This window comes from Leifsonia poae (assembly GCF_020009625.1).
Classification (GTDB): Bacteria; Actinomycetota; Actinomycetes; order Actinomycetales; family Microbacteriaceae; genus Leifsonia; species Leifsonia poae_A.
This window is the reverse complement of the sequence record NZ_JAIHLP010000002.1, coordinates 2,258,718-2,270,050: the sequence shown is the minus strand read 5'-3', so window position 1 is coordinate 2,270,050 and position 11,333 is coordinate 2,258,718. Positions and strand designations below refer to the sequence as shown.

Sequence of the window (11,333 nt, the reverse complement as noted above, 5' to 3'; positions counted from 1 at the left end):
CGGAGCGGAACCCCCTCCCTCCATCGAACGGAGCATCGCCGTGCAGAACCCTTCCGATCACGCCGCCCTGCGACGCCTGGCGAACGCCGTGGTGTGGCCGGGATTCCGGGGGCGGACCCTCCCCTCGTGGGCGGAGGACGCCCTCGCCGAGGGGCTCGCCGGCCTCGTCTACTTCGAACAGAACATCGGCGGCAGCGACGAGGTGCGGGCGTTGTCGGCGCGCATCCACGAGCTCAACCCGAACGCGCTCATCGGGGTGGACGAGGAGGGCGGAATCGTCACCCGGCTCGAGGCGCGCACCGGCTCGTCGACACCGGGGAACGCCGTGCTCGGCCGCTACGACGACACCGCGACGACGGAGGCGGCCGCCGTCTGGACCGGCGAGCTGGTGGCCGCGGCCGGAATCGACGTCGATCTCGCGCCGACGCTCGACGTGAACGTCGACCCCCGCAACCCCGTGATCGGGGTGCGGTCGTTCGGCGCGAGCGCCGAGCTCGTGTCGCGGCACACGGCCGCGGCCGTTCGCGGGCTCCAATCGGCCGGCGTAGCGGCATGCGCCAAACACTTCCCCGGACACGGCGACACCTCGACCGACTCGCATCTCGCCCTCGCGATCTCCAACGCGACTCCCGAGGAGCTCGACGGGGTTCACCTGCCTCCGTTCGTGGCCGCGATCGAGGCGGGGGTGAAAGCCGTGATGACCGCCCACATCCGGGTGCCGCACCTCGGCGAAGCGCCGGCCACGCTGAACGCCCGGGCGCTCGGGATGCTCCGCTCGCTGGGATTCGACGGGGTGATCGTCTCCGACGCGCTCGACATGGCGGCGATCCGCCACACCGTCGGGATGGGGCCGGGCGCGGTCGCCGCGCTCCTCGCCGGGGTCGACCTGCTCTGCGTCGGCAACCCTGCCAGCAACCCGCCCCAGCCGGGCGGAGCCACCGACGAACGGGAGTTCCTCGAGGTGCGGGATGCGATCGTCGCGGCGATGGTGTCGGGTGAGCTGCTGCCCGCTCGGGTCGAGGCGGCGGCTGCCCGGGTGACCGGGCTCGCCTCCTGGGTGCGCGAAAGAAGGCCGCTCGGAACGCCCGCGCCGGTCGGAGTGCCCGCGCCGGTCGAAGCGTCTGTGTCGGTCGAAGCGTCTGTGTCGGCCGGAGCGTCTGTGTCGGCCGGAGCGCCCGCGCCGGTCGGAGCGCCTGTGCCGGTCGAAGCGTCTGTGTCGGTCGAAGTGCCCGCGCCGGTCGATTGGCTGCCGGTCGCCGAGGCCGCGCTCCGCGTCGTCGGCCGGCCGGTTCTGGGGCCGGGCCGGGTGACCGTGGTCGATGCCCGCACCAAGCGGAACATCGCGGTCGGCCCGCAGAGCGACCGGTTCGCACAGGCGCTCGGCGCCTATCGTGAGGTCGATCCCGTGTGGCTGACCGAGGCGGGCGGGGTCGAGGCGGCGACGCTGCGGGCGACCCGCGCCCTGGCCGGTGCGACGGCGCCCGTGCTCGTCGTCAACCAGGTTCAGAGCAGTTCGCTGGAGGCCGGGGTGCTCGCCGCGGTGCTGGTCTCCCGCCCCGACACGGTCGTGATCGTGGCGGGCTGGCCCGCGCCGGATGCGCCCGGCCGGCTCCCCGACTCGGGTGCGGTGAACGCGGTCTACTCCTACGGCTCCGGCCGGGTGAACGCGGAGGCGGTCGCGCGGCTGCTCTGCGCCTGACCCCGCCTATCGGCACCTCTGATGAGCGGTCGCAAATCGTCGTTCTCGTCGTCATTTCAGGCGTCGAAGCGACGTTTTGCGACCGCTCGCCGGTTCAAGGGTGGGGCGGGGGTGGCGCAGCGCGGGCGTGGAGGTGCGCTCGGGCTGGGCTCGGCTCAGCCGACGCGGTCGAGCGAGCGCACCTCCGCGATCGCGCGGGTGCGGGCGGACTCGTACGCGCCGAGGATGATGCCGAGCACCTCGATCCCCTCCTTCTGCGTGTGCAGCGGTCGCGTTCCGTCGAGGATGCTGCGGGCGAAGTGGCCGATCTCCTCGCCGAACTCGTCGACGGGGTCCAGCTCGAGGATCACCGGCTCCTCACCTCGCACGTGGTAGCTCAGCGTGGTGCCGTCGCTGGTGAGGGTTCCCCGCTCGCCCACCGCTGAGAAGCGCTCGGTGCTGTCGGCGGCATCGTAGGCCCAGCTCGTCACGATGGTGCCGATCACCCCGTTGTCGAAGCGCACGAGCACGGTGGCGGAGTCCTCCCCCTCCATGAAGCTGAGGCGGTGGGTCGCGAGCATCGCGGTGACCTCCACCGGCGAAGCGCCGGCCAGGTGGAGCAGCAGGTAGGAGGGGTGGTACCCCGTGTCGATGAGCTCGCCACCGCCGCTCGTGGCGGCATGGGCGCGCCACCCCATGTTCTCGGGGTCGAAGTCGTTGTGGAAGCTGTCGGTGGTGCGCACTTCGTAGACGCGTCCGATCGTGCCGCTGTCGAGCAGCTCCTTGGCCTTGGCGACAGCGGGCAGGAACAGCTGGTTGTGGGCGCACATCAGGGTGACGCCCGCCTCGTCCACGGCGGCGGCGACCTCGCGGGCCTCCTCCGGGGTGAGGCAGAGCGGCTTCTCGCACAAGATGTGCTTGCCGGCGCGGGCGGCGGCGACGATCGCTGTCTTGTGCAGGTGGTGGGGCAGGCAGATGTCGACGGCGTCGATGTCGGCGACGGCCAGCATCTCGGTGTAGTCGGCGAAGATCGCGGCGTCGGTGCCGGCGGCGCGCGCTTCGGCGTTCGCGCGCACCGGGTCGGCAACGGCGGCGAAGGTGACGGTGTCGGGGTTGAGGGCGTAACCCGCGACGTGGGCGCCGGCGATGCCGCCGGCTCCGATCAGGCCGATACGGATGGTGCGGTCGGTGGTGTTCATGATGGTTCTCCTGAAAGGTCGTGAAAGAAGGGAGGTGCGACGGAAGTCACGCCGTCGAGGGGCCGCGCCGTCGGGGCGCGGTGGGGTCGGAGGGATGCGGTCGCGGACCGCGGGGGAGGTGTGGGCCGGGAGTGCGCTACGCCCGCGTGGGAGCGAACGCTGGTGCGTCGTACGGCACTGCGGAGCCGGCCCGCGCCGAGGTGTTCGCCGCCACGACGAGCCCGGTCAGCGCGAGCGCGTGCCGCAGATTGTCCTCGGCGGTCGTGCCGGCGTGGATGTGCCCCACCCACTGGTCGAACGGCATCGGCGCCCGTTCGGGCAGCGGGAGCTCCTGCCAATCGTCGCCGTAGGCGCCGCCTTTGGCGAGCATCCGGTCGCCGCCGAAGCCGAAGATCAGGGCCGCCTCGGTGCCGAGCAGCTCGATGGTGAAGGTGCCGGGTGCGGTCACCACGCTCGCCTCGAACACGCCCAGACGACCGCCGGGGAACGTGGCCGTGACGACCGCGTTGTCTTCCAGCGGGTGTCCGGACACGCTGCCGTACCCGGCGCTGATCGAGACGGGCTCGGCGCGGTGGAACAGTCGGGTGAGGTAGGCGGGGTGGCAGCCGAGGTCGGTGAGCGCGCCGCCGATGGCGGTCGCGGGGTCGCCGAAGCGCTCCGGGAGCCAGCCGGCGACCCAACCGTCGTGCGCCAGGCGCACGCGCGAGTAGGTCAGCTCGCCGAGGGTGCCGTCGTCGAGGATGCGCTCGATCGCCTGCGTGTAGTCGTCGTAGAGCCGGGGCAGGGACACCACGAGGGTGACCCGCGCATCCCGTGCCGCGGTGACGATCTCTTCGGCTTCGGCCACGGTGGGCGCGAGCACCTTCTCGGTGAAGATGTGCTTGCCGGCCCGTGCGGCCTTGACCATCACGGCGTGGTGCTGGTCGGTGGAAGTGGTGACGGTGACGCCGTCGAGGTCGGGGCGGGCGAGCAGCGCGTCGAGGTCGGCGACGAACTCGACGCCGAATTCGGCGGCGGCCGCCCGGCCGCGCTCCTCGTCGTCGTCCCAGACGGCGACGAGGGTGGTGTCGGGATGCTGTTGCGCTTCACGTGCGTAGTCGCCCGCATGAACGTGCCAAAAGCCGATCGCGGCGACCGTGAGGGGATGGGACATGGCCGAGTAGGCCTCCTTGCCTGTGGGATCGAGCGCGCGAACGCGACAAGCCTACCGACTATGGCGGCCCAACGGGTGACTTCTGCAGGATTCGCAGCGAAAGTAGAGATCGGTTTCGGCCCCGCCCATCACCGGCAGAGAGGGGATCGGCTCTAAGACTCGGGCTGTTCCCTGGCCGTCCGCAGTTCCCGTTCGCCGGCGCGCACGGCGGAGTGCGCCCGGCTGATGCGGCTCCGCAGCTCCCGCTCGGTCGCCCGAGCCTCGGCGAGTTCGTCGCGGGTGTGCTCGAGACGGCGGGTGAGGTCGTCGCGTTCCACCTCCAGCGCGGTGCGATGGTCGACCTCCTCGGCGAGTTCGGCGTCGAGAGCTTCCGCGGCGGAGCGGGAGCGCTCCAACGCCGTCTCGGCGACCCGGATGCGGCGCTTGCGTTCGCGACGCCGTGCGGCAGTGACGCCGGGCGCGGTGTTCGGCTCTGGACTGTGCGGGGCCTCCGGCGTCTGTGTCGTCTGCGGCCTCGCGAGCGGGTGAGCATCCGGGCCCACCGGCAGGGCCATCGCGTCAGACAGCTCGACCGGGTCGAGCCCGGTGGAGGCGAGGGCGCGCAGCAGCAATCCGCTGCGGACCGCCGCCGCCGCCGCCGGATCGATCGCCGTCGCCTGCAGGGTCTCCTCCACGGTACGGTGAACCGCGGCGCTGCCACCGGTTCGGTCCACGGCCTTCTGCAGCAGCCGCCGACGTTCACCGGTGAGTGCGCGGATCTCCGCTCGATCGCCGCTCCCGACGGCAGCGCGCATCCGTTCGCCGACTGCGAGGAGGGCCTCGATCAGCTCGGGCTCTTCGCGCGCGAGGCGGTTCACGGCCGCCGCCGCCGCGCTCGGCTTCCGGAGGCGGAGGATCTGCTCGGCCAGACGCTTATCGCCGGTTCCGGCGGCCGCGGCGGCCCGCGCCGCAGTGAACGCCGCAGCCGGAACTCCGTACAGTTCGTCCGCGATCTCGCGCAGGGTCATGCCGCGAGTGTAGGCCGTTCGGGAACGGGGTGGGCCAGGGCTCAGGCGGTCCAGGATTCAGGTAGGCAGGATGGCGGCGATCGCACTGACCTCGATGAGGGCGCCCGGAACGCCGAGCCCGGCGACCAGGGCGGCGGTGACCAGAGGAGGCGCGCCACCGGTCGCCAAGCGCGGTGCGACGGCGCCATAGGCCGCGCGCACATCGGCGCTCTCGGCGATGAGCACCGTCCACTGCACGACATCGGCGAGCGTGGCGCCGGCAGCCTCGAGGGCGAGAGCGGCGTTCTCCACGGCCCGCACGGACTGCTCGACGACATCGGCCGAGACGACGGCGCCGGAGGCGTCGACGCCGTTCTGCCCGCCGACGTATACCGTCGTGGCGCCGGCCGGAACGACGGCCACGTGACTGAAGGCGGGGCTCACGACGAGGCCGGCCGGCTGCAAGCGAAGGATCTCCATGCGGTCATGGTGTCAGCCACCACCGACGAAGCCCCGGATGCGAACACCCGGGGCTTCGTCGTTCTGGCCGTTGGTCACACGGAGCGGCGCCCGCTGATCATTCGCACCAACCACACGATCACGGCGAACACCAGGAGGATGATCCCCACCCAGAGCAGCCAGCTGAGGGCTTGCACGAACCCGCCGGTGAAGAGGAGGACGACGGCCACGATGGCGATGACGATGAGCAGTATGTTCATGTGCCGATACCTGCTTTCTCTTTGAGACCGGCCCGTGGGGTCGACGGGCGGACACAGGCCACCGTAGGCGCATGTCGTCGCAGGAGCGAGCCCCTTGACCTCACCCGCCCTCCGTGGTTAAGAGCTGCGGGTCACGCGCGCGGGGCCTTCGAAGCCTTGACGGCGGCGAAGTACGCCGACGACGGCTTGAGCCACATGAGGATCGTGGCCACGATGGCGGCGATCACCTGCAGTGCACCGGCGAAGAAGCCCCACGGGATGTTGATCAGCGAGAGCACGGTGAGCACCGTGAGAACGATGCGGGCCCAGTTGGCTCCGCGACGCATGAAGTACGCGAAGAGCACGAAGACCAAGGCCCAGAAGATCAGGGTGACGATCGAGAGGGCGGTGACGCCCGCGATGGAGGCGTCCGCCAACTGCTCGATGCTGAGACCGTTGGTCTTGAGTCCGCTCGTCTTCTGCAGCTGGTCGATGATCTGCTGACGGGTCGAGCCGACCGAGGCGATCGTCACGATGCCGCTGATCACGCTGAGCACGGCGGCCGCGATGAAGAGCCAGAACGCCGTGTTGACCAGCGACGGGCGGCTCGACGGAGCGGCGACCGGGGCGTTGGGTGCCGCCGAGTACGCCGGGAACGTGCCGGGCGGTGCGGCCGGCGGAGCGGCCGGGTACGCGGCCGGCGGAGCAGGCGGGAAGGCGGCGTCGGGCGCCGGGGTGATGGGCTGCTCCGGGGCGGGCGGCACGGAGCCGGCGTCGGGCGCGGGCGGCACGGATCCGTCGGCGGGCACGTCAGGCTTGCTGTCGTCGTTGGGAATAGTCATGCCGCGACCATACTGCGCCGCCGCGACCGTGGCCACCCTCGACGCGCGTCTGGAATGCTTGTCGGCATGACGATCACCTGGGAATGGCGCGGCGGCTTCACCAATGATGAGGTCAATCGGCTGCATGCGGAAGGCTTCGAGCACGCATATTTCGATGACGACTGGAACGGGATGCTCTCCCGGCTGAGTCTCGGCTGGGTCGTCGCACGCGACGACGACGGTCTCGTCGGGTTCGTCAATGTGATCTGGGACGGCCAGATCCACGCGTTCATCGAGGACACCCTCGTGGCCGGGCGTGTTCGGCATCAGGGAGTGGGCAAACGCCTGATCGCCGTCGCGACCGAGGAAGCCCGGGCTGCGGGATGCGAGTGGCTGCACGTCGACTTCGACGACGAGCTGAAGGCCTTCTACTTCGGCGCGTGCGGGTTCCGCCCGACGAACGCGGGACTCATCCAGTTGCGCTGAGGCCTGCCCGCGGTCACTTCAGGGAGTCGAAGTCGAACCAGAACGCGTCGTCTCCGTCGTCTTCGTCGCCTGTCGTCTCGCTGGGGATGGTGGCCGTCTCGATGCGCACTCGCGTCCGGCTGGTGACGAAGACCTCGCTCGGAGGCCTGCTGGACCGGGAGATGGGCACGAACGCCCCTTCGGCCCGGCTGGCTTCCACGACCCGCTCCTTGAACTCGTCCACCGGAGCCCGGTCGACGAAAGTGAACCGCAGGTCATCGACGTACACGTGGTACACCCGCATTTCCTCTCCCCGATTGGGTATCTGGAGGCGGATAGTACGCGTGCCCTGCGAATGCGCCAGTGGCGAGCCGAGGGCGGGCCGTCGGGCGTGACGGCGAAGCGTCGCCGGCCCGCTGTCGGCCCTACTGGGAGCGTCGCCGCCGCACAGCCGCGATGATGACGGCCGCCGCACCGAGCAGCACGACGATTCCGGCGATGATCGCAGGCCACGCGTTGACGCTGGAACCGGTGTCTGCCAGCTCGCCCACCGACGTTCCGGTGGTCCCCGGCTGTGCCGGAGTGGTCGGGGGAGTCGTCGGCGGAACGACCACGGCGGTGACTGCGAAGTCCTGGTCGACGAACGCCTCACCCGCCGCAGTCACGGTGACGGTCTTGGTCAGGGGACTGCCCGCCGTGTATCCGGCGGGAACGGTCAATGTGATCGTGTAGGTGCCGGAGGGCAGGGAGCCGAGGGCGTACGCGCCGCTCGCGTCGGTGGTGAGCACCGTGCTGCCGCCGGGGCCGCTGACGGTCACCGTGGCACCGGGGACGGGGGTGGTGCCGTCATCGACGGCGCCGGCGATGCTGCCCGCCTTGGCGAGCGCGAAGTCCACGTCGGTCACGTCGTTCGTGGCCACGGTGACGGACTGACTGGCCGGCCCGTCGACGGTGGAACCGGCCGGCGGGGTGACCGTGACCGTGTACCCGCCGCTCGGAACACGTGGGAATGAGTATGTGCCGTCCGTCGCGGTGACGGTGGTCTCTGTTCCACCGGGGCCGACCGCGGTGACGGTCACACCGGCGACCCCGGTTCCGCCGGCGGTGACTGTTCCGGAGATGGTCGGGTTCGCGGCGACGACGAAGTCCACGTCGACGATGGGACTCTCCGATCCCGTGCTCACGGTGAAGCTCGGAAGCGGTGCCACGGAGGTGTACCCGGCGGGAGGCGTGATGGTCGGGGTGTAGGTGCCGACGGCGACGCTCTCGAACCGGTATGTGCCGTCGGGGCCGGAGGTGGCGCTCTGCCCGTCCACTGTGATGACGGCGCCGGCGATGGGATGACCGTCGGTGTCGCGGACGGTTCCGCTCACGCCGACGGGAACGATGTCGCGCACGGCGAAGTCGACGACGGCATCGGTGGCGGTGAGATCGGCGGGTTTGCTTGCAGCGCCGACCGCGATCTTGCCGACGGGCGGGGTCACCGACACCGTGTATCCGTCGGTCGCGAGGAAGCCGGGAAAGGAGTACAGGCCGCCGCCGGCGGTGGTCGCCGTTCCGACCACCGCTCCGGTGCGGTCGGTGAGGGTGACTGTGGCGCCGTTGAGGGGGCCGGTCGTCTGGTCGGTGACTGTGCCCGTGATGTCGCGGGCGAGGGAGGCGAACCAGGTCTGGTACACGGGGAAACCGGAGCGCTGGGCGTAAACGAAGGTGAGCGACGCGATGGCCGCCGACGGCTCGAACCAGGCGGATGCACCGGAGGTGTCTGAGGCGGCCGCATTGCCGAGCAGCACGGCGGTCGTGGGGTTCCAACTGGGCACATCGGTGGCGGAGCCGGTGCATGACGGCTTGCCGGTCACGCCTGGGGCGCAATAGTTGAAGCCGCCGCGGAAGCCGAGTTGTGCCGAGGTGAGCGCCACGCCGTTCGGGCCGACCGCGCGGATCTGAACCTGGTCGGCGTCGATGTCGCCGAGCACGAAGGTCCAGCCCGAGGTCGGCGTCGGCGTGCGGAAGGAGTATGTCGTCGTCGAGGGCGCCGTCGGTGTGTCCGCCTTGGGGCGCAGATTCAGGTAGGGCTGGTTGATGCTGGAGCCGTACTTGGCGCCGACCGGCGTGCCCTGGGCGAGCCAGGTCGAGGTGCCCGAGATCACGCCGACCTGGCCGGCGCGCGAGTCGCTGGTGACGTCGGCGATGAGTTGGGGTTTGTTCGCCAGCGTCATCGTCGTCGTGTACGCGCCGCCCGCGCCGGTGAGGGGCGCCCATCCCGCCCACTGCGAGGTGCTGGCGGCGGAGGCCGGCGCGGCGAGGGCGAAGGGCATCACGATCGCCGCGACGAGGGCAGGGATGAGAAGCCGGACGCGCTTGTGCATGTGTTCAGGCTAACCCGCCGGTCCGGGTCGGCGGAAGCAGCGCGGAACTTCCGCGGCTACGATGGTCGCTCGTGACCGACCCCCGACCCGACCCCGCTCTCGTGGCGCGACTTCGCGCGGCAGGATGCGTCTTCGCCGAAGACGAGGCCCGTCTGCTGAGCGAGGCCGCCGCTTCGCCGGACGAGCTCGAGAGTCTCGTCGCTCGTCGTGTCGCCGGGTTCCCGCTCGAGCCTCTGCTCGGTTGGGTCGAGTTCTGCGGGCTGCGCGTCACGGTCGAACCGGGCGTGTTCGTTCCCGGCAGCGCACCGAGTTCCTGGTGCGTCGCGCCGTCGACCTGGGACGGCCGGATGCGGTGGTCCTCGATCTCTGCTGCGGCACTGGCGCGATCGGCGTGGCCATCGCCGACCGGCTCGGGCCTGGGGTGGAGCTGCATGCGGCCGATGTGGAGCCGGCCGCGGTGCACTGTGCCCGCCGCACCGTCGAGCCGCGCGGTCAGGTGCACGAAGGGGATCTCTATGACGCCCTCCCCGACGCCCTGCGGGGCCGGGTGACGGTGCTCGCGGTCAACGCACCGTATGTCCCCACCGAGGCGATCGCGCTGATGCCGCCGGAGGCGAGACTGTATGAACCCGCTGTCACCCTCGACGGCGGAGCTGACGGGCTGGATGTGCAGCGCCGCGTGGCCGAAGGCGCCCCGAGTGGCTCGCACCCGGCGGTTCCCTGCTCATCGAGACGAGCCGGCTCCAGGCCGAGCGCACCGTGGGGCTGTTCCGTGGAGCCGGGCTGAGCGTACGGATCGAGACCTCCGACGACGCCGACTCGACGATCGTCATCGCGACCAGCGACAGCTGACCGCCCGCGCGGGAGTCTTTTCGGTTCACGCCGGGAGGGCCGGAACCACCTCGTGCGCCACGGCGCCGCGAAGCGTACGGACGCCGACCGTCAGCCAGGCCACGACGAGCACGGCGAAGAGCGCCACGGACAGCACGGCGAGGGGTGTGGATGCGGTGTGCGCGGCCAGCCCGGCCGTTCCTGTGACGCAGGTGCCCACCGGGAAGGTGAACGACCACCAGGTGAGGCTGAACGGCAGACCGCGCCGGGCCGTTCGCACGGTGATCGCCACGGCCACGGCCATCCAGAGCAGCGCGAAGCCGAGCACCGGAACACTGTAGAGCACCGCGAAGACGAGCAGGGCGTGGTCGAGCCCGGGCAGCGCGGAGGACGCATTGCCGGCCAGCAGGTTGACGGCCGTGATCGACTGGCCGAGCGGGCCGAGCACGATCCAGAGGGTGGGCACCGCTGCCGAGGCCCCGACCTTGTGCCGGGTGAGACGCGCCCAGAGTTGGGTGATCACGAGGAGCGAGGCGATCAGGCTGAGGCCGAACATGGCGTAGCAGGCGAGCAGCATCGTCTCGCGGCTCTGGCCCTCAGGTAGGTGGGGCACGAGCAGCGCACCGGTCGCGGCCGAGACCATCGGGGGCACGACGGGCATCAGCCAGCCGCCGAACGCCGCATCGTCGCGCACCTCGTGGGTGGTGAAGACGAGGTATGGCACGATCACGGCGCTCGCCAGCCCCAGCAGGGTCCCCGCCGTCCACAGCACCGCGTCCATGGCCAGCGCGGCCGGCAGACCGATCAGATCGCGCCCGATGAGCAGGGCGCCGGCGCCCACCGTGAGCATGGCCATCGGCGGGGCGCCGTAGAAGTGCGCCATCACCGGGTGCCGGTGGTGCTCCCGAGCACGTCGTGGATGACGGAGCCAGTGCACCGCGGTGGCGACGAGGAGGAAGACGAGCAGCACCGCGGCCAGCAGCCAGACGACGAGTGCCGCGGCCCGCTGTCCCGGAAAGGCCACCGGCAGTGTGACGGTCGCCGTGGCCACGATGCCGGTGCCCATCACGGTGGCGAACCAATTGGGGGTGACAGTGGACAGCGTGAAGCGGGTCATGCGACCAGCTTCCGCC

The 11,333-nt window shown here is 71.0% G+C and carries 11 protein-coding genes and 1 pseudogene; 3 read left to right on the top strand and 9 right to left on the bottom strand.

Annotated features, from left to right (window positions below; translation table 11 throughout):
• The first annotated feature begins 40 nt into the window (after window positions 1-40).
• A complete protein-coding gene (locus K5L49_RS11445; protein WP_223692859.1) occupies window positions 41-1,699 on the top strand; it encodes a glycoside hydrolase family 3 protein in 1,659 nt (552 codons plus the stop codon).
• A 155-nt stretch (window positions 1,700-1,854) separates the two neighbouring features.
• Here the strand turns inward: K5L49_RS11445 and K5L49_RS11440 are convergent, their stop codons facing one another.
• From K5L49_RS11440 to K5L49_RS11415, 6 genes are all read right to left on the bottom strand, one after another.
• Window positions 1,855-2,877: a Gfo/Idh/MocA family protein gene (locus K5L49_RS11440; protein ID WP_223692858.1), complete on the bottom strand. Its 1,023-nt coding sequence runs from the start codon at window positions 2,875-2,877 to the stop codon at window positions 1,855-1,857.
• Window positions 2,878-3,013: 136 nt separating this feature from the next.
• The gene (locus K5L49_RS11435; protein WP_223692856.1) at window positions 3,014-4,030 is read right to left on the bottom strand and encodes a Gfo/Idh/MocA family protein; all 1,017 of its coding nucleotides are present in this window, start codon (window positions 4,028-4,030) and stop codon (window positions 3,014-3,016) included.
• A gap of 152 nt (window positions 4,031-4,182) precedes the next feature.
• Window positions 4,183-5,037 (bottom strand): hypothetical protein, encoded by an 855-nt coding sequence (locus tag K5L49_RS11430; RefSeq protein WP_223692854.1) that lies wholly within the window; start codon window positions 5,035-5,037, stop codon window positions 4,183-4,185.
• Window positions 5,038-5,094: 57 nt separating this feature from the next.
• Window positions 5,095-5,496 carry a RidA family protein gene (locus K5L49_RS11425; RefSeq protein ID WP_223692852.1) on the bottom strand — a complete coding sequence of 134 codons (402 nt, stop codon included), beginning with the start codon at window positions 5,494-5,496 and terminating at the stop codon, window positions 5,095-5,097.
• Window positions 5,497-5,570: 74 nt separating this feature from the next.
• Window positions 5,571-5,735 carry a hypothetical protein gene (locus tag K5L49_RS11420; RefSeq protein ID WP_223692850.1) on the bottom strand — a complete coding sequence of 55 codons (165 nt, stop codon included), beginning with the start codon at window positions 5,733-5,735 and terminating at the stop codon, window positions 5,571-5,573.
• Between the two features lie 131 nt (window positions 5,736-5,866).
• Window positions 5,867-6,556, bottom strand: a complete 690-nt coding sequence (locus tag K5L49_RS11415; protein WP_223692848.1) for a hypothetical protein — start codon at window positions 6,554-6,556, stop codon at window positions 5,867-5,869.
• 66 nt (window positions 6,557-6,622) lie between these two features.
• Here K5L49_RS11415 and K5L49_RS11410 point away from each other — a divergent pair, with 66 nt between their 5' ends.
• The gene (locus tag K5L49_RS11410) at window positions 6,623-7,021 is read left to right on the top strand and encodes a GNAT family N-acetyltransferase (protein WP_223692847.1); all 399 of its coding nucleotides are present in this window, start codon (window positions 6,623-6,625) and stop codon (window positions 7,019-7,021) included.
• Window positions 7,022-7,034: 13 nt separating this feature from the next.
• Here K5L49_RS11410 and K5L49_RS11405 read toward each other — a convergent pair whose 3' ends face one another.
• Both K5L49_RS11405 and K5L49_RS11400 read right to left on the bottom strand, forming a co-directional pair.
• Complete coding sequence (locus K5L49_RS11405) at window positions 7,035-7,304, bottom strand: hypothetical protein (RefSeq protein WP_223692846.1); 270 nt, start codon at window positions 7,302-7,304, stop codon at window positions 7,035-7,037.
• A gap of 121 nt (window positions 7,305-7,425) precedes the next feature.
• Window positions 7,426-9,369, bottom strand: a complete 1,944-nt coding sequence (locus K5L49_RS11400; RefSeq protein WP_223692845.1) for an MSCRAMM family protein — start codon at window positions 9,367-9,369, stop codon at window positions 7,426-7,428.
• A 71-nt stretch (window positions 9,370-9,440) separates the two neighbouring features.
• On the opposite strand from K5L49_RS11400, the pseudogene K5L49_RS11395 reads away from it, so the two are divergent.
• Window positions 9,441-10,221, top strand: a pseudogene (locus K5L49_RS11395) (putative protein N(5)-glutamine methyltransferase).
• Between the two features lie 25 nt (window positions 10,222-10,246).
• On the opposite strand, the gene K5L49_RS11390 reads toward K5L49_RS11395, so the two are convergent.
• Window positions 10,247-11,317 (bottom strand): TDT family transporter, encoded by a 1,071-nt coding sequence (locus K5L49_RS11390; protein ID WP_223692844.1) that lies wholly within the window; start codon window positions 11,315-11,317, stop codon window positions 10,247-10,249.
• Window positions 11,318-11,333: the final 16 nt, after the last annotated feature.